The sequence below is a fragment of the Arthrobacter globiformis NBRC 12137 genome, assembly GCF_000238915.1.
Taxonomy (GTDB): domain Bacteria; phylum Actinomycetota; class Actinomycetes; order Actinomycetales; family Micrococcaceae; genus Arthrobacter; species Arthrobacter globiformis.
In genome coordinates, this window is record NZ_BAEG01000047.1 from 58,054 (window position 1) to 76,127 (window position 18,074).

The window sequence follows — 18,074 nt, forward strand, 5'->3', positions numbered from 1 at the left end:
GACCGAGGCCTTTTGCGTTCCCGGGCTCCTGCATCTCGGCGGCGGCAGTCCGTTAACCGCGGCAGCAGTCCGCGTGCCGGACGGCCAAGGCGATGGAGCGCTTTCCGGTGGCAGGATGATTGCATGAACAAGCTTTCTGCCAACGAGGCCTGGAGCCCCCGGCTGGCCCTGCTTGTGGCGGCCACGTTCTTCATGGAGTTCCTCGACGGGACGGTCCTGACGACCGCGATTCCGAGCATCGCCGGGGACTTTGGGGTGCCGTCAGCCAGCGTGAACATCACCATGACCGCCTACCTGATGACTGTGGCCATGGGCATCCCGCTGAGCGGCTGGCTGGCGGAGCGGCTCGGGGCCCGGCGGATTTTTTGCCTGGCTATCGCTGTCTTTACCGCGGCGTCGCTGCTGTGCGCCGCAAGCCAGGACCTCACGGCGCTGACCGTCAGCCGCGTCCTGCAAGGCCTGGGCGGGGCGATGATGGTGCCGGTCGGTACGCTGCTGGTGCTTCGCGGGACGCCAAAGTCGGATCTGCTGCGCGCCACGGCCTACCTCGTCTGGCCCGGGCTGCTGGCTCCGGTCCTGGCGCCACTCGTGGGCGGCGCCCTGACCACTTACCTGTCCTGGCATTGGATCTTCCTGATCAACCTGCCGCTCGGCGCCGCCGCCTTCCTCGCCGCCCTGCGCCTGGTCCCCGCCGTCGCCGGCGACCGAAACCGCCGGCTGGACTGGCTTGGACTTGCCCTCACCACGGCCGGCGTGGGAGCGCTGGTGGCGGGACTTGAACTGGCCAGCGGCCACCCCGGCGGTTCTTGGACCTGGCCGAGTATTCTGGCCGGGGTTCTCTCGCTGGCGGCCGCGGTCTTCTGGATGCGCCGCGCCGCCCACCCGTTGTTTGATCTGACAGTGTTCGGCACCCGCACTTTCCGGGCCACCAACTCGGGCGGCTTCATTTACCGGCTGACCATCAGTGCCGTGCCGTTCCTGTTGCCGCTGATGTTCCAGAACGGCTTCGGATGGAGCCCCCTGCACGCGGGCATCATGGTGGCCGCCGTGTTCATCGGCAACATCGGCATCAAACCCGCGACGACGCCGCTCATCAGGCGCTTCGGATTCAAGCCCGTGCTCGTGTTCGCGTCCCTGGCGTCGGCTACCACCTTTGCCCTCTGCGCGACGCTGACCCCGGCCACGCCGGAACCTCTGGTATTCGCGCTGCTCGTGTGCAGCGGGGCCTTCCGTTCCGTTGGCTTCTCCGCGTACGCGTCGGTCCAGTACGCCGACATTCGGCCCGGGCAGCTGACGTCCGCCAACGCCGTCTCGGCCACGATCGTTCAGCTGGCCACCGGGGCTGGAATCGCAGTGGGCGCCCTGCTGCTGCGCCTCTTCGAGTCGGAGCCCCTGCTCTCGTCCGGGCTTGGCGGCATCCTGTCAGCCGGACCTGACGGCAGTGGCGTGGCCGCCTACCGCGGCGCATTCCTGTCGATTGCGGTGCTGATGCTCCTCAGCACCGTCGACAGCCTTACGCTGCACCGGCATGCGGGGGCCGAGGTCAGCCGGCCTGGGCCAGCGCCAGCGGAAGCACCGCGCCCGCACCGGCACGTCTAAGCGCCCGTCCCGCGACGGTAACCGTCCACCGGCTGTCCACGAGGTCGTCGATAAGCATCACGCTGCCGCCGCCCAGCCCGGCGAGCTCTGCCGCCAATGACTCCCCCACCACGAGACGGTCCCACACCCCGGCCAGCCGGTAGGCGCTGTTGCCGCCGCGTCCGCCGGCGGGCCCGCCATGGTCGAGCTGCAGCTGGCCGATGTACGGGATACGGCCGATCTGGGAGATGCCCCGGGCCAGCGAGTCCACGAGTTCGGGCCTGCTGCGCGAGGGCATGCTGACGATCGCTGCCGGCCTGCCTGCGCCGCTCCAGCCGGGAATCCGCGAGTCACCGGCGCCCCATTCACGCAGCACCTGGACACAGGCCTGCAGCATGCCGGGATCGACAGCGCGGTCCGGAGCCCCGGCCGCGAAAAGTTCGCGCAGCGCCCCGCCCCAGCCCAAGTCCGTCAGCCTGGCCAGGACCCTTCCGTCAGCCGTGTTTTCGTCGGGTTTGATCTTGCCCTTCACCGGCACCCCGAGGCGGTCCATTCCACTGGGCCACTGAAGCCTGGGCTCCAGCACGATGCCTGCGCGGCTGAGTGTCTGGCCGGCAGCCTCCGTGGCTGTTGACGCGATCTCCGCGGGGAACCATCGGCCGGCGCAGTTGTCACACCGGCCGCAGGCGGCGGCGGTCTCGTCGTCCAGGACGGAAGTGATGTACTCCATCCGGCACCCGGCAGTGTCCTGGTAGATCACCATGGAGTCTTGCTCGTCCACCCGGGCCTCCGCGATGCGGCGGTACCGTTCGGCGTCGTACGTCCACGGCATTCCGGTGGAGCGCCAGCCGCCGCCTACCCGTTCCACTGCGCCGTCCACGGCGAGCACCTTCAGCAGGAGTTCCAGGGGCGTCCGGCGAAGGTCCACCCGGGCTTCCAACGCCACGGTGGACACGGCCGAGCCCGCCTCCGCCAGCGCGGTCAGCACAGCCGCGGCCTTCTCCTCGGAGGGCATGGACGCGGTGGCAAAGTACTGCCAGATTTCGCGGTCCTCGGACCCGGGCAGGAGCAGGACGTCTGCATTGGCGGCGCCACGGCCGGCCCTGCCCACCTGCTGGTAGTAGGCAACCGGGGACGACGGGGCGCCCAGGTGCACCACGAAACCGAGGTCCGGCTTGTCGAAGCCCATCCCCAGCGCAGAGGTGGCCACAAGCGCCTTGACCTGGTTGTCCTTGAGGAGCTGCTCTGCCCTCTCCCGGTCCGCCGGGTCGGTGCGGCCGGTATAGGCCAGTACCTCGTGGCCTGCCTCCGCGAGCAGCCTGGCGGTGTCTTCGGCGGCGGAGACCGTCAGGGTGTAGATGATCCCGCTGCCCTGCAGATCCGCGAGGTGCGTGAGAAGCCAGCCGAGACGCTCACGCGAGTTCGGCAGCGCCAGGACCCCGAGCCGCAGCGACTCCCTGCCCAGCGCGCCGCGGATGGTCAGCACGCCCTCGCCAAGCTGTTCCTCGATGTCGTGGACCACGCGGGAGTTGGCCGTGGCTGTGGTGGCCAGTACAGGCACGGTGTCCGGCAGCTGCGTGATGAGGTCGGCAATGCGCCGGTAGTCGGGCCGGAAATCGTGGCCCCAGTCGGAGATGCAGTGGGCCTCGTCGATGACCACCAGCCCCGTGCGCCGGATGAGTTCCGGCAGCTGGTTTTCGCGGAACGAGGGGTTGGTGAGCCGTTCGGGGGAAACCAGCAGGACGTCCACCTGGTCAGCGGCTAGCTGCTCCCGCACCGTGTCCCATTCCAGCTGGTTGGCGGAGTTGATGGCCACGGCCCGTACACCTGCCCGGGCTGCCGCCGCCACCTGGTCCCGCATCAGGGCCAGCAGCGGCGAAACGATGAGCGTGGGTCCTGCCCCGCGCCGGCGGAGCAGCAGGGACGCCACGAAATAAACGGCGGATTTTCCCCAGCCTGTCCGCTGCACCACGAGCGTCCGGCGGCCGCCGTCGACCAGCGCCTCAATGGCCTCGAACTGGCCGTCGTGGAAGTCGGCATCCGGCCTGCCCACCAGCTCGCGCAGCACCGACAGAGCCTGGCCCCGGGTCCCAGTGACCGCTCCCTCATCCCTTCCGGCGCCGGTGCCGGAGCGGCCGGGGGCAGAAGCAAGGACTGGAGCGTGCTGGTTATTTGCCATTGATTCAGTATCCCAGCCGCCTCTGACACACCAAACCCCGGGCACCCACCATGTGGAAAACGCCGGCGCGCGCTTCTGTGACTTCCACTTCACTGGCCGCCGCGCGCGTGCCCGTAAGATAAGTGCCGTGACTAGCGACCAGACCCGTACTTTTGACCTTTCGGCCTCGTTCAAGGCGTATGACGTCCGCGGCATCGTGGGCGAATCCATCACCGCTGAAATCGTCGAGGCCGTAGGCGCAGCGTTCGTTGACGTGCTTGGCCTTGAGGGGCAGACAGTCCTGGTCGGCGGTGACATGCGCCCGTCCTCCCCCGAATTCAGCAAAGCATTCGCCAGCGGTGCCGCCACCCGCGGAGCCAATGTCCAACTGCTGGATCTGATCTCCACAGACGAGCTGTACTACGCGTGCGGAGCCCTGAACGCCGCTGGCGCCACGTTCACCGCGAGCCACAACCCTGCCGAGTACAACGGCATCAAGATGGCCAAGGCCGGCGCCGTCCCGATCTCCTCCGAGACCGGCCTCAAGGAAATCCAGGCGCTGGCCGAGCAGTACCTGAACACGGGCTCCATCCCCGCTGCCGAAACTCGCGGCCAGATCGGCGTCCGCGATGTGCTGAAGGACTACGCCGAGTACCTCCGCACCCTCGTTGACCTCTCCGGCTCGCGCCCCCTCAAGATCGTGGTGGACGCCGGTAACGGTATGGCCGGACTGACCACGCCGGCCGTCCTGGGCGACACGCTGCTTCCGAAGCTGCCCTTCGACATCGTTCCGCTCTACTTCGAACTGGACGGCTCTTTCCCGAACCACCCGGCCAACCCCCTGGAGCCGGAAAACCTGCGCGACCTGCAGGCCGCCGTCGTCGAACACGGCGCGGACATCGGCCTGGCTTTCGATGGCGACGCCGACCGTTGCTTCGTCATCGATGAAAAGGGCGAGCCGGTCTCGCCGTCGGCCATCACGGGCATGGTGGCCCGCCGCGAAATCGCCCGTGCGAAGGCCCAGGGCGAGGCAAAGCCCACCATCATCCACAACCTCCTGACCTCCCGTGCGGTGCCCGAACTCGTCGCCGAGGACGGCGGCCGGGCCGTGCGCACCCGGGTGGGCCACTCCTTCATCAAGGCCGTCATGGCAGAGGAAGGCGCCATCTTCGGCGGGGAGCATTCCGCCCACTTCTATTTCCGTGACTTCTGGAACGCGGACACCGGGATGCTGGCTGCCATGCACGTGCTGGCCGCCCTCGGCGAGCAGGACGGCCCGCTTTCGGAGCTCGGCCGGGAGTACGAACCGTATGTGTCCTCCGGCGAAATTAACTCCGAAATCGAGGACAAGGCCGGCGCCGTGGAGCGCGTCCGGGCCGATTTCGAGACCGAGGACGTGGCTGTGGACCACCTGGACGGCAGCACCTTCACCGCCGCCGACGGCAGCTTCTGGTTCAACCTTCGCCCCTCCAACACCGAACCGTACCTGCGGCTGAACGCCGAAGCCACGGACCGGGCCACGATGGAGCGCGTGCGCGACCGCGTGCTGGCCCTGGTCCGCAGCTAGGACAGCACCGTGGAATCACCCGACCTGTCCCCGGACCCGTCATCGTGGCGCGCATCCGTGCCGGAGTCCACGGCCACGGACCTGGAAAACCTTCTGGGCACCGGCATGGCGGCAGCCCAGGAGCAGCTTGAGCGGAGCGGCGGGTTCCTGCCGTTCGCCCTCGTGATGGAGAACGCCGGCGACGTCCGCCTGGTGGCGGTCTCGCCGGCGGACCCGGATGCCGACGGGGACGGCGAGTTCGACGCGGACGGGATGATCCGCGATGTCACCGAGCTTCTGCGCCAGCACCGGGACGAATTCCGGGCCGCCGCAATCGTCTGCGACATCACCCTGGTCGAGGAGGACTCGGACGCCATCCACGTGGCCACCGAACACCGGGACGGCGCGGTTTTCGCAGCCGTCCTGCCGTACTCCCCGAACAGCGAGGGCACTGAGTGGGAGTTCGGCGACCTTGCCGCTGATTCCAACGAGCCTGTTATTTGGCCTGACTAGACCGGTCCGCAGCAGCGCTTTCACCCGGTCACGCGGTGCGCACAGACCACGCGATCCGCACCGGACGGACCGTGATTTGCACAGGCCATTAGGCTAGAAGCATGAAAATCAACGCCTTCGCGGACGTCAGCCTGCGCGCCCTCATGGTGCTCGCTGCCGCACCCGAGGGCGGACTGCTCACCACGCAGAACGTCGCCGACGCCGTCGGAACCCCCTACAACCATGTCAGCAAGGCCGTGGCGAAGCTGCGCATGCTGGGCCTAATTGACGTTGAGCGCGGCCGCAACGGTGGTTCGCGGCTCAGCGCCGCCGGCCGCCGTGTCACCGTGGGCCAGGTTCTGCGGGAGCTGGACACCCGCGAGGACGCGGCCGAATGCATCGGCCCGGCGGGCAGCTGCCCCCTCATCAATGAATGCCGGCTCCGCGGCGCCCTCGCGAGGGCGCGCGAGGCTTTTTACCGCGAGCTCGACGACGTCGTGGTGGCCGAATTGCCGACCTCACGCCAGATGACGCCCGTTTTCGAGGCGATCGGGCTGCGCCCCGGCGCCTGACCGACCCGGCCGTCGCGCCCCTGCAGGCGCCGTCCCCACCGGCTCTCCGCTCCATTTGGCAATCTCCTTCTACAGGGTGTAGAAATGAGTCATCAGAAACCCGCATTTCAAATGCCAGTATCTGAAGTTCCGGTCCGGCCAAAGACCCCGGACCACTAGCTCAGGAGTGTCAATGCTCTCGGACAAAGCCCGTCCTGTCATCGAAGCCACCCTTCCCCTGGTCGGTTCACGAATCGGCGAGATCACCCCCAAGTTCTATGACCGGCTCTTTGCCGCGCACCCGGAACTCCTGGACGGGCTGTTCAGCCGCTCCAACCAGCGCTCCGGCAACCAGCAGCAGGCCCTGGCCGGCAGCATCGCCGCCTTCGCCTCCCACCTGGTGAACAACCCCGGCACCCTGCCCGAAGCCGTTCTCTCCCGGATCGCCCACAAGCACGCCTCCCTGGGCATCACCGAACCGCAGTACCAGGTGGTCTACGAGCACCTGTTCGCGGCCATCGCCGATGACCTGGCCGAGGTCATCACGCCGGAAATCGCCGAGGCCTGGACCGAGGTCTACTGGCTCATGGCCGATGCCCTGATCAAGCTCGAAAAGGACCTGTACGCGGCACAGTCAAACACCAGGATGTGGATGCCGTGGACTGTCGTCGAAAAGACGCCCGCAGGAACAGGCGCCATGACGTTCACCCTGGCGCCGGCCGATGACACCCCGGTCACCCCCGCGCTGCCTGGCCAGTACATCAGCGTGAAGGTCCAGCTGCCCGACGGCATTCGCCAAGTCCGGCAGTACTCCCTGTCCGATGAGGCCGGGACGAGCCGCACCTTCACCGCCAAGCTGGACGACGGCGGCGAGGTGTCCCCGGTGCTGCACCGCAGCGTGGCCGTAGGAGACACCCTGGAGATTTCCAACCCCTACGGCGAGATCACCCTGAAGGGCGGCAACGGACCGGTGGTCCTTGCTTCTGCCGGCATCGGCTGCACTCCCACCGCATCGATCCTGCGTTCCCTCGCGGAAGCCGGTTCCGAACGCCAGGTTCTGGTGCTGCACGCCGAAAGCAGCATGGAGAGCTGGGCCCTCCGCGGGCAGATGACCGCCGATGTGGCACGCCTGGACGGAGCGGACCTTGAAGTCTGGCTCGAGGAACCCCAGGCCGGCACGAAGGCAGGCTTCATGTCCCTTCGCGAGGTTGACCTGCCCGCCGACGCCTCCCTGTACCTGTGCGGCCCCCTCCCGTTCATGAAAAAGATCCGCAACGAGGCTATCGAAGCCGGTATCCCGGCAACACGGATCCACTACGAGGTCTTCGGCCCGGACATCTGGCTGGCCGCCTAGCCGCGGCCGCTGCCCTGGATGAGCGCGAACGGACATTTAAGCCCCGGGGCTTAAATGTCCGTTCGCGCCTCTCCTTAACGGACGACGGCGGCCCCGCACCTTTGGATGAAAAAGGTGCGGGGCCGCCGTCGTACTTTTGGGCCCACGCTGCCGAGGGGTCCCCACCCGAGCTTGCGAGATGGGGGAGGCAGTGGGGACTAGGCCAGGCGGGCCTTGAGGCCGTCGAGCTCCTGCTGGAGCGCAGCGGGCAGCGAATCACCGAAGTTGGCGAACCACTCCTCGATCGAGGCGAGCTCGGTCTTCCACTCGTCGGGGTCGACGTGGACTGCTTCCTCCACCTCGGCGGGGGTCATGTCGAGTCCGGTGAGGTCGATGGCGTCGCCGGTGGGGACGAAGCCGATGGGGGTCTCCACGGCGTCGGCCTTGCCTTCGAGACGCTCGATGGCCCACTTCAGGACGCGCGCGTTGTCCCCGAAGCCCGGCCAGGCGAAACCGCCCTGGGCCGTGCGGCGGAACCAGTTGACCAGGAAGATCTTGGGCAGGCGCTCCGGGTTGGCCTTGGCGGAGAGGTTGACCCAGTGGTTCAGGTAATCACCCGCGTCGTAGCCGATGAACGGGAGCATGGCCATGGGGTCGCGGCGGACCACGCCGACGGCACCGGCCGCAGCAGCGGTGGTCTCGGACGACAGGGTGGAGCCCATGAAGATGCCGTTGGTCCAGTCGCGGGCCTCGGTGACCAGCGGGATGGTGGTCTTGCGGCGGCCGCCGAACAGGATCGCGGACAGTTCCACACCGTCCGGGCTGTGGTACTCCTCGGCCAGCATGTCGATCTGGTCGATGGGGGTGCAGAAGCGCGAGTTCGGGTGGGCTGCCGGCTTGCCGGACTCAGGCGTCCAGGAGTTGCCCTGCCAGTCCGTGAGGTGCGCCGGGGTTTCCTCGGTCATACCCTCCCACCAGACACCGCCGTCGTCGGTCAGTGCAACGTTGGTGAAGATGCTGTTGCCCTTGGCGATGGCACGCATGGCGTTGGGGTTGGTGCCCCAGCCCGTGCCGGGAGCCACACCGAAGAGGCCGGCCTCGGGGTTGACGGCACGCAGCTCGCCTTCCTTGCCGAACCGCATCCAGGTGATGTCGTCGCCGAGCGTCTCGACCTTCCAGCCCTCGATCGTGGGGTCCAGGAGGGCCAGGTTCGTCTTGCCGCAGGCGGACGGGAACGCTGCTGAGACGTAGTACGTCTTCTGTTCCGGCGAGGTGAGCTTGAGGATGAGCATGTGCTCGGCAAGCCAGCCCTCGTCGTGGGCCATGACCGACGCGATGCGCAGGGCGTAGCACTTCTTGCCCAGCAGGGCGTTTCCGCCGTAGCCCGAACCGAAGGACCAGATGGAGCGCTCTTCGGGGAAGTGCACGATCCACTTGTCCGGGTTGCAGGGCCACGGGACGTCGGCCTGGCCGGCCTCCAGCGGAGCACCCAGGGAGTGCAGGGCCGGAACGAAGAAGGCGTTGGTCTCGGTGATCCGGTTCAGCACGTCGGTGCCGATGCGGGCCATGATGCGCATGGAGGCAACAACGTAGGCGGAGTCGGTGATCTCGACGCCGAACTTCGGATCCTCGGCATCGAGGTGGCCCATGACGAACGGGATGACGTACATGGTGCGGCCGCGCATGGAGCCGGAGAACAGCCCGCGCAGCTTCTCCTTCATCTCCGCCGGGGCCATCCAGTTGTTGGTGAAGCCGGCGTCGTGCTCCTTTTCGGAGCAGATGAAGGTCTGCTCTTCAACGCGGGCCACGTCGGCGGGATCCGAGAAGGCTGCGAAGGAGTTGGGGAACAGGTCCTGGTTCAACCGCTTCAGGGTGCCGGCCGCGACGAGTTCGTCAGTGAGGCGGGTGTTTTCTTCCTCGGAGCCGTCGACCCAGTGAATCCGGTCCGGCTGGGTTAGCCCAGCGACCTCTTCAACCCACGCCAGCAGACCGGGGTGGGTGGTGGGTGCCTCTTCAAGCAGGGGCAGTCGCGTCAGGTGGGCCATTGCAGTTCCCTTCGTCGGGTTCAGTGGTGTGTGCTAAATGCTATTTCTGATGATCTGGACCAATCCGCTGTCAGACATCGGATGTCCTGCCCGTCCGCAGGCAACTTCCGCGGAAAATCAAGGAATTTCGATTTAGGAAACTTGAAATTAGTGACGAAGGTCACGTAGACCGGTCTAGTTGTGTAAATTACATGGTCCTCGATTTGGAACTGCGGCCGTCCTCGCGTAAAGTTATTCGAGGTTCGGGGCGAGCGAAGAGTTCGGCAGGAACCGGAAGATGCGCCCATAGCTCAGCTGGATAGAGCGTCTGTCTACGGAACAGAAGGTCAGGGGTTCGAATCCCTTTGGGCGCACAAAGAGAAGGTCCGCACCGGGAAACCGGTGCGGACCTTCTGCGTTAAGCCCGCCGGCCGAGCTGCATTAAGTCTCAAGCCTGCCTGCCGGGGCCGCGGCCCCAAACCCGATGAAAACGCACGCCGGAACCGGCTACCTATTCGCCGACGGCCTCAAGGATCCGCCTGCGGAATCCGTCGAAGTGGTGAGTCAGCTCGCGGGCTGCCCATGCCTTGTCCCCGGCGGCGACGGCCGAGTAAATGTTCCGGTGCACTGCAGCGAGCGCGGGAAGGTCCTCCACTCCGGGGCCAACCTCGGTGTAGATCTTGCGGTAGACCTTCCAGAAGACGCCAAGCAGGTTGAGCAGCAGTTCATTGTTCAGGGGTTCAAAGAGCCGGCGGTGGAATTCGGCATCGGCTTCCACGAAGGCCTCCTCTGCCGCCGCGCTCTGCTCCATGCGGACCACGGTTTCCTCGATGGCGGACAGCTGTTCGGCCGTCATCTCATCCATCGCACTGCCGATGAGACCCGCCTCCAGCGCCTGGCGGACGTCCACCAGCTGGCGCGCTTCCAGGCCGTGGTGCCGCAGGGACAGCCGTCCGCGGAATATCAGGCCGTCGGCGAGGGACTCGAAATTGCTGGGCGCGACGAACATGCCGAATCCGTGGCGGATCTCGATGACCCCCAGCGCCTGCAGGACCTTCAGCGACTCCCGCAGGGTGTTCCGGCCCACGCCGAGAGCCAGGCACAGCTCATTTTCGGTGGGAAGGGCATCTCCGGGCTCCAGATCGCGGTCCAGGATCAGTTCCATGATGTCCGACTGCAGGGCGCGCAGACGGGCCTGGGCGCTGAAACGGGCCGGCGGAACCATGTTGGAGGGCTGCATGGAGGGCTCCTTTGCAGTGGCCGTACTTTTCCTCACCGTATCGGATGTCCCACGTCCCCGGAACGGGCGGTCCATTGTTACGGGTGTGCCTGCCAAAATCCGCGTCAGGCGTGGGCGTAGTCTGATGCCATGCCACGTCTTGTTGAACGGGAATTCGATGTCATTGTGATCGGCGCCGGCGCCGTAGGCGAAAATGCCGCGGACCGCGTGGTGCAGGGAGGCCTGACAGCGGTCCTGGTCGAAGCCGAACTGGTGGGCGGCGAGTGCTCCTACTGGGCCTGCATGCCGTCCAAGGCGTTGCTCCGCCCGGGCACCGCGCTTCACGGTGCCCAGGCAGTTCCCGGCGCCAGCGAAGCCGTGACCGGAACGCTCGACGCAGCCGCGGTCCTCAAGGGGCGCGACTCCTTCACCTCCCACTGGCAGGACACCAACCAGGTGGAATGGGTGGAGGGTGCGGGCATCGAACTGATCCGCGGCCGGGCACGGATCACGGGCGAGCGGGCCGTGAAAGTAGCCGGGCTGGACGGTGACGACTACGCACTCACGGCGCGTCACGCCGTCGTACTTGCCAATGGCTCCACGCCCAGCCAGCCACCCGTTGACGGGCTGTCCGAGGTCGAGTACTGGGGCACACGGGAGGCGACCTCGGCAAAGGAGGTCCCCAAGCGCCTTGGCGTGCTGGGCGGCGGCGTCGCCGGCACGGAGCTTGCCCAGGCGTTTGCCCGCCTCGGGTCCGCGGTCACGCTGGTGGCCCGCAGCGGGCTGCTGCGGAACTTCCCGGCCGAGGCCGCGGAGCTGGTGGCTGCCGGCCTGCGTGCCGACGGAGTGGAACTGCGGGTCGACACCAAGACCCGCAGCGTCCACAGGAATTCCGATGGCTCCCTGACGCTCTCGCTCGACGGCGGCGACACCGTCACTGTGGACAAGCTGCTGGTGTCCACCGGCCGGCGGCCCGCGTTGGACGGGCTCGGACTGGAGAGCGTGGGGCTGTCCGCCAGCGACGGCAAGCCCCTGGCCATCCGCACGGACCCGACCGGCCTGGTGGCCGAAGCAGCGGGCAACGGCGACGGTCCCTGGCTGTACGCGGTGGGCGACGCGGCAGGCAAGGCCCTGCTCACCCACCAGGGCAAGTACGAGGCCCGGGCCACCGGCGCAGCCATTGCAGCCCGGGCCAAGGGCGAGCTTCGCGGGGAACCCGAGCCGTGGAGCCGGTATGCCCAGACGGCCGATGAGCATGCCATTCCCAACGTGGTGTTCACCGATCCCGAGCTGGCCAACGTCGGCAGGTCGCTGGAGCAGGCCCGCAAGGATGGCTACAACGCGTCGTCGGTGGAGCTGCCCATTGCCGTGGCGGGTTCCTCCCTGCACGCCAAAAACTATGAGGGATGGGCGCAGCTCGTGGTGGATGAGGACCGCAAGGTGCTCCTCGGCGCAACGTTCGCCGGCCCGGACGTCGCCGAACTCCTGCATGCCGCGACGATCGCCGTCGTCGGGGAGGTTCCGCTGGACCGGCTCTGGCACGCAGTGCCCTCCTATCCAACCATCAGTGAGGTCTGGCTGCGGCTGCTGGAGAAGTATGGTCTCTGACAGTTATTTGAACTGACCAGTCAGTTCAGTTAGCCTTGAAGCAGACAACTTCTGCGAAAGGCTCCCTTTGCTCTGCGCACGACAGCCCAGCGTGAAAGGGCGGCGGATCGACCTCCTGCCGCCGACTTCCTTGCAGGTGGCCCGCGGCGAACTGCTGCTGGTGACCGGCGACCGCCAGGACCAGAGGACGGCCCTCGCGCTCGTCCTCAGCGGCCGGATGAGGCCCGACGGCGGCACTGTGAGCTGGGACGGCTCGGCCGGGATCAGGCCGCTGCGGCGCGCCGCCGCCCTGGTGGACTCCCCCGGCGTCAACGAAACCGAACAGCACCTGAGTGTCGCGGATCTCGTCACCGAGGATCTGGCCCTGGTCCCCCGCCGTTACCGTGGGGCCCTGCTCAGCAAGCCGTGGCTGAAGGTCAACCGCTTCGAGGATGTCGCCGACCTGTGGACGGAGCAGCTGCCGCCGGCCCGCCGCACCGAGCTCCTCACGGCGCTGGCCCTCGCCAACCCTGGCACGGACCTCCTCGTTGTGGACTCCCCTGACCGGCACGGCGCCGACCCTGCCGGCTGGCTGCCGCGGCTCAGGGAACTGGCGTACGACGGCGGCCGCCCTCTCGCCGTCGTCGCAACCGTTACTGCCCTCCCGGACGGCTGGACCGGACCGTCCGCGGCAATCGGCAACGCGGACCGCCGCTCCTCGCCGGGGAGTTTTTGTACAGATGATGGCCACGAAACGCCCCCGACGTCCGAATATGTGGACGAGAACTCCGGCCTGACGGGTGAGGTGGCCAAATGACCGTCCTGCGGCTGGCGCGCTCCGAACTCAAGCGCATGACCGGCGGGTTGCTGCCCAAGCTGACCATCATGGCGCTCACCCTGGTGCCGCTGCTCTACGGGGCGGTGTACCTGTATGCCAACTGGAATCCGTACGGCAACCTCGACCGGATCGACGCCGCACTCGTGGTGGAGGACGCCGGGGCGGCCACCGGCAACGGAACCCGGCTGGAGGCCGGGCAGAAGGTGGCGGACAGCCTCCTCGACGGGCACGTATTCAACTGGCAGACGGTCCCGACCGCCGCCGAGGCGGACCGGGGCGTCAGCGACGGCAAGTACGCATTCGCGCTCAAGATCCCCAAGGACTTCTCCGCCAACCTCGCCTCGCCCGGCAGCTTCGATTCGGCGACCCAGGCCATGCTCAACGTCACCACAAACGACGCCAACAACTACCTGCTGAGCACCATCGTGGACAAGCTGGCCACGGCCGTGCATGCGTCGGTGGCCAAGGAGGTCGGCGCGGAAACGGCCAACCAACTCCTCACCGGGTTCGGCACCATCCACTCCCAGATGGTCAAGGCGGCCGACGGTGCCGCCCAGCTGGCCGGCGGCGTCACCCGCCTGCACGACGGCGCGGCCACCCTGCATGAGGGAACCGGGAAACTGGAAACCGGGGCCGCCGACCTTCACAACGGCCAGGTCAGGCTCCGTGACGGGGCAAACGAGCTTTCGGCCGGCGCCGGACAGCTGAGCGGAGGGCTGGCGGAACTGCGGGACAAGACGGCGGGACTTCCGGCGGACTCGCAGCGCCTCGCAGACGGTGCCGCGCAGGTTGCGGCAGGAAACGCGGCGCTAAACAGCAAAGTGCAGGACGCCGTCGGGCAGCTCGAGGCCGCTGAAGACGGTCTCCGCGGCCGGCTGCAGGAGTCCAACAACAAGCTGGTGGCCGCCGGTGTCCTGACCCAGGAACAGGCGGACAAGGTGCTCGCGGAGGTTGATTCATCGGCCTCCTCCGGCCCGGTCAGCGATGCCAGGGGGAAGATCCAGGCGGACGCCGCGCAGATCCAGCAGCTTGCGGACGGATCGGCTGCGGTCAGTGCCGGCGCGGCCCGCCTGGCCGCCGGCACACCGGCCCTGACCGGCGGCATCGCCACCGCGTCCGCCGGGGCAGACCGGCTGGCGGCCGGAGCCTCGACGCTCGCTTCCGGCGAGCAGTCAGCGGTGGACGGTTCCGCTGCCCTGTCGGCAGGTGCCCAAAAGCTCGACGACGGTGCGGCGCAGCTGGAGAGCGGAGCGGGCACCGCCGCGGCCGGGGCCGGGAAACTGGCTGACGGGCTGTCCCAGGGAGCCGGCAAGGTCCCCCACCCCGACGCCTCGCAAAAGAGCAGCCTCTCGGCTGTGATGTCCGATCCCGTGGCCGTCAGCAACGTCTCGCAGGCAAAGGCCGGCTCCTACGGTGCAGGACTCGCTCCCTTCTTCATGACACTTGCCCTATGGATCGGCATCTTCATGCTGGTCCAGGCCATGCGGCCCATCACCCAGCGCGCCCTGGCCTCCAATGCGCCGGCGTGGAAGATCGCCGTCGGGGGCTGGCTCCCGTTTCTGGCGGTATCTGCCGTGCAGGCAAGCCTGCTCACGGTGGTGGTCAACGTCGGCCTGGGACTGCATCCTGCCCACCCGTGGCTGATGTGGCTGTTCCTGCTGGCAGCCGCCATGGCGTTCAGCGCCATCATCCAGGGCATTGTGGCGCTGCTCGGTTCGCCGGGTAAGCTCGTGGTGCTCATCCTGCTCGTGCTGCAGCTGGTCTCCTCCGGCGGCACTTTCCCGTGGCAGACCACGCCGGAGCCGCTGCACACCGTCCACCGGGTCCTGCCCATGGGCTACGTGGTGGACGGCATGCGGCACCTGGTCTACGGCGCGGACCTGTCCCTGCTCCCGGCTACCGTGGCGGGCCTGTTTGGCTACACTTTGCTGGGGATAGCCCTTTCGACGCTGGCCGTCCGAAAGAACAAGTTCTGGACCCTCAAGACCCTGAAACCGGAGATCGCCGTATGAGCACGCTGGAGGCGGACCAGGAACCCGCTGCACCGAGGAAGCTCCGCCCCGGCCGGACCAACGCCACGAAGCAAAAACTGTTCGAGGCATCCATGGACCTGATCGGGGAACGCGGCGCGTCGGGCGTGACGGTGGACGAGATCGCCGCCGCGGCCGGCGTGTCCAAGGGGACCGTCTACTACAACTTCGGCAGCAAGTCCGACCTGATTGCCCAGCTGCTGCGGCACGGCGTGGACATCCTCGAGGCCAGGCTGCTCAGCGTGCAGGGCGGGACGGCGGATCCGCTGGCCGGCATGGAGGCGATGATCGGCCAGGCCATGGACTTTATGGCCGAGTATCCGTCCTTCGCCAGGCTGTGGGTGGGCGAACAGTGGCGCACCCCGAGTGAATGGCAGGACACCTTCGCCGAGCTCCGGGCCCGGCTGCTGCAGGTGATTGGCACGGCAATCGAAGATGTCGCCGCGCAGTACCCGGTGGACGCCACGATTTCCCGGGGAAGCCTGGAAGCTGCCGTGTTTGGCGCCTGCTTTGTGGTGGGGCTGGACCGCCAGACGTACAACCCCGAACGGAGCCGTGACCAAAGCGTTGCAGCCATCATGACAATCATGCGCGGCTACGTGCTGAAGGGACCCAACCGTCAGGGATGATTAGTCCCATGCGCCACATGGGTAACAGCGGAAAGACAGCGATTGGTGCGTTTGCCGCAGCGGCGGGCCTGCTGGTGCTGACGGCCGTCACGCTGGAGGAGGCCGCGCTGGTGGCCTTCCTGGGCGCCCTGGCCGTGGGGTATGTGGCGTCCGTGGCGGAGGCCTTTGCCCGGCACCGCTACCTTGCCCTGTTGGCGGGCGGCGCCGGGACCAGCCTGTTTATCGGCTGCAGCATCGCCTTCCTGCGCATGTGGGGGCTGGCGTTCAACCAAAGTCCGGCAGCCCTGGGCCAGGCTGTGACCACACGGGATTCGGACATCTACTTCTACCTGGCGGCAGCCTCGGGATGCCTGACGCTGCTGGTCCTGTTCTGCGCGGCGGTCTGGCCGTCCCGGCGGCGGCTCCGGCGGGAGAGCCCCACGAGGCCCGCGGCCGCGGCCAGGCCCCGGGGCGTCAGTCCGGCCAGGGCGGCCGGAGCGCCGTCGCGTCCTGCAACGAGACTCCCGGCGGGCGCCCGGCAACCAGCGCAGGCCCCGGTTCGGCAACAGCAGGCCCAGCGGCCGGCCCAGCCAAAGCCGCCGCAGCAAAAACGCGCGGTCAGGCAACGCTAGGGCCGGCCACCGGACCAAAGACCGGCTACCGGAGGATGTTGAACGACTGCCACCCTGGCCCAACGGCCCGGAGCCCGGTGAACTGGCTGTTGCCCAGGCCGTAGTACACGAGGCGCCCATCGGTGGTTTTCGCGGTGAGTCCGCGCGTCCCCGGCCCTTGGAACCCGAACGACGAGTGGGACTGGACCAGCGCATTCCACCCGGTCCCCACCCGGCGGCGGGTTTCGGCAGCGAACCTTCCGGCGCCGTCGGACCTGTACAGCAGGAGTTCGCCGGTCGCCCTGGTGACCAGCAAGTCCTGGCGGCGGTCATTGTCGAAGTCGGCCATGGTCAGTTTCATGCCCTGGAATCCCTGCCCGAGCCGCAGCCGCGTGCTGAGCGCACCGCCCGTGGCGTTCGGGTAGAAGTACATGGCACCGTCTGCCGCGGTGCCCACCACGCCCGGATAGCGCTGGCCGCTGTGCCATTTGCCCGCGGTGATGTTCATGGACTGCCATCCGGCGCTGCCCACACGGAGGGGGCTGAGGAATCCGCCGGAGAGCTTGCCGCGGTACACAGAGAGCGTCCCCGTCTTCCACTGGGCCACGATGTCGTTGACGCCGTCGGCATTCCAGTCAGCGACGAAGCCCGCCTTCAGGCCTGACCAGCCCGGTCCGATCCGGACGCGCGTGCCGAAGCCGCCGCGGCCGTTGGCCGGATAGGACCAGAGCACGCCGCTGGAATCGGCGGCAAGCACGTCGGCCCCGCTCCTGATCGTGGGGCGGGCGGAAAAGTACTGTTCCATGGTGGGGATGGCCCGCCTCTTCATATCGGTGGCCAGCGGAACGCCGACGAATCTTAGGTGCCACGGTTCATACGTGTAGCCGGTGATGCCGGAGTATCCCTGCGGGTAGCGCACGATGAAGCCGTAGCGGTGGGCGTTCGCCGCCACCCAGCGCCCGCCCGGTGTGGTCCCGAAGCAGGCGGTGAGGCCACAGCCGCCGCCCGCGTTGCCGATGTCAGCCGCCAGGCCCGTCTGGTGCTCGCTGTAGCCAGGTCTGGCCGAAATCTGGTCGGCATAGGCCTGCCCGTAAATCTGCACGTAGGAGCTGTACAGGGCACTCTGGGATGCGTAGGACCGGTAGCCGCTGATGACCTCCAGGGAATATCCGGCGGCGCGCGCCCCGGCGAACAGCTGGCCCAGGGCACCTGCGACCTGTCGCCGCAGCAGGTGGCCGGTGCCGTTCGTGCTGACGAGGTCCGACGGCGCGAACTGGCGCGGATTCAGCGGGCGCGACTTGTTCACAAGGACCCACGCATGGCTGGGGTTTGAAACCACCTGCGTGGACAGCGGCTCACCGGAAGGAGCCGCGGTTGCCTGCTGCGCCCCGCCGGACAGCATCAGCAGAACGACGACGGCCGCAGCGAACCGCCGGGCACCGGCCCGCCACCGGGCGGATACGGAATTCAGCATGGCGGCCCTTCCCCAAATTAGACGA

General features: G+C 67.6%; 14 protein-coding genes and 1 tRNA gene. 11 read left to right on the top strand and 4 right to left on the bottom strand.

All coding sequences use genetic code 11. The features are described from left to right. The first annotated feature begins 123 nt into the window (after nt 1–123). Nucleotides 124–1,599, top strand: a complete 1,476-nt coding sequence (locus ARGLB_RS08685; RefSeq protein WP_003801240.1) for an MFS transporter — start codon at nt 124–126, stop codon at nt 1,597–1,599. On the opposite strand, the gene ARGLB_RS08690 is transcribed toward ARGLB_RS08685, so the two are convergent. Further along, the gene (locus ARGLB_RS08690) at nt 1,544–3,757 is read right to left on the bottom strand and encodes a RecQ family ATP-dependent DNA helicase (protein WP_043418497.1); all 2,214 of its coding nucleotides are present in this window, start codon (nt 3,755–3,757) and stop codon (nt 1,544–1,546) included. The two genes, ARGLB_RS08685 and ARGLB_RS08690, sit on opposite strands and share 56 nt — an antisense overlap. A gap of 127 nt (nt 3,758–3,884) precedes the next feature. Between ARGLB_RS08690 and ARGLB_RS08695 the strand changes: the two genes are divergently transcribed. The 4 genes from ARGLB_RS08695 (at nt 3,885) to ARGLB_RS08710 (ending at nt 7,679) form a co-directional block, all read left to right on the top strand. After that, on the top strand, nt 3,885–5,303 hold the full coding sequence (locus ARGLB_RS08695; protein WP_003801245.1) for a phosphomannomutase/phosphoglucomutase: 1,419 nt from the start codon (nt 3,885–3,887) through the stop codon (nt 5,301–5,303). Between the two features lie 9 nt (nt 5,304–5,312). Beyond that, the gene (locus ARGLB_RS08700; RefSeq protein ID WP_003801246.1) at nt 5,313–5,795 is read left to right on the top strand and encodes a hypothetical protein; all 483 of its coding nucleotides are present in this window, start codon (nt 5,313–5,315) and stop codon (nt 5,793–5,795) included. Between the two features lie 101 nt (nt 5,796–5,896). Continuing rightward, a complete protein-coding gene (locus ARGLB_RS08705; RefSeq protein WP_003801248.1) occupies nt 5,897–6,346 on the top strand; it encodes an RrF2 family transcriptional regulator in 450 nt (149 codons plus the stop codon). Nucleotides 6,347–6,518: 172 nt separating this feature from the next. Beyond that, on the top strand, nt 6,519–7,679 hold the full coding sequence (locus ARGLB_RS08710) for a globin domain-containing protein (RefSeq protein ID WP_003801250.1): 1,161 nt from the start codon (nt 6,519–6,521) through the stop codon (nt 7,677–7,679). A 197-nt stretch (nt 7,680–7,876) separates the two neighbouring features. On the opposite strand, the gene ARGLB_RS08715 is transcribed toward ARGLB_RS08710, so the two are convergent. Next, entirely contained in the window at nt 7,877–9,703 is a 1,827-nt protein-coding gene (locus ARGLB_RS08715; protein WP_003801252.1) for a phosphoenolpyruvate carboxykinase (GTP), read from the bottom strand. A 279-nt stretch (nt 9,704–9,982) separates the two neighbouring features. Between ARGLB_RS08715 and ARGLB_RS08720 the strand changes: the two genes are divergently transcribed. Then, nucleotides 9,983–10,056, top strand: a tRNA-Arg gene (locus tag ARGLB_RS08720). Nucleotides 10,057–10,193: 137 nt separating this feature from the next. On the opposite strand, the gene ARGLB_RS08725 is transcribed toward ARGLB_RS08720, so the two are convergent. Further along, complete coding sequence (locus ARGLB_RS08725) at nt 10,194–10,922, bottom strand: FadR/GntR family transcriptional regulator (protein WP_003801253.1); 729 nt, start codon at nt 10,920–10,922, stop codon at nt 10,194–10,196. Nucleotides 10,923–11,051: 129 nt separating this feature from the next. On the opposite strand from ARGLB_RS08725, the gene ARGLB_RS08730 reads away from it, so the two are divergent. From ARGLB_RS08730 to ARGLB_RS08750, 5 genes are all read left to right on the top strand, one after another. Further along, nucleotides 11,052–12,509: a dihydrolipoyl dehydrogenase family protein gene (locus tag ARGLB_RS08730; RefSeq protein ID WP_043418502.1), complete on the top strand. Its 1,458-nt coding sequence runs from the start codon at nt 11,052–11,054 to the stop codon at nt 12,507–12,509. 67 nt (nt 12,510–12,576) lie between these two features. Then, on the top strand, nt 12,577–13,305 hold the full coding sequence (locus ARGLB_RS08735) for a hypothetical protein (protein ID WP_003801257.1): 729 nt from the start codon (nt 12,577–12,579) through the stop codon (nt 13,303–13,305). After that, on the top strand, nt 13,302–15,338 hold the full coding sequence (locus ARGLB_RS08740) for a YhgE/Pip family protein (RefSeq protein WP_003801259.1): 2,037 nt from the start codon (nt 13,302–13,304) through the stop codon (nt 15,336–15,338). Before ARGLB_RS08735 ends, ARGLB_RS08740 begins: the two co-directional genes overlap by 4 nt. Next, nucleotides 15,335–15,985 (top strand): TetR/AcrR family transcriptional regulator, encoded by a 651-nt coding sequence (locus tag ARGLB_RS08745; protein ID WP_003801261.1) that lies wholly within the window; start codon nt 15,335–15,337, stop codon nt 15,983–15,985. The genes ARGLB_RS08740 and ARGLB_RS08745 overlap by 4 nt, the downstream gene beginning before the upstream one ends. Nucleotides 15,986–16,002: 17 nt before the next feature. After that, complete coding sequence (locus tag ARGLB_RS08750; RefSeq protein WP_139023301.1) at nt 16,003–16,596, top strand: hypothetical protein; 594 nt, start codon at nt 16,003–16,005, stop codon at nt 16,594–16,596. Between the two features lie 25 nt (nt 16,597–16,621). Here ARGLB_RS08750 and ARGLB_RS08755 read toward each other — a convergent pair whose 3' ends face one another. Next, the gene (locus ARGLB_RS08755) at nt 16,622–18,049 is read right to left on the bottom strand and encodes a D-alanyl-D-alanine carboxypeptidase family protein (RefSeq protein WP_003801265.1); all 1,428 of its coding nucleotides are present in this window, start codon (nt 18,047–18,049) and stop codon (nt 16,622–16,624) included. Nucleotides 18,050–18,074 lie beyond the last annotated feature (25 nt).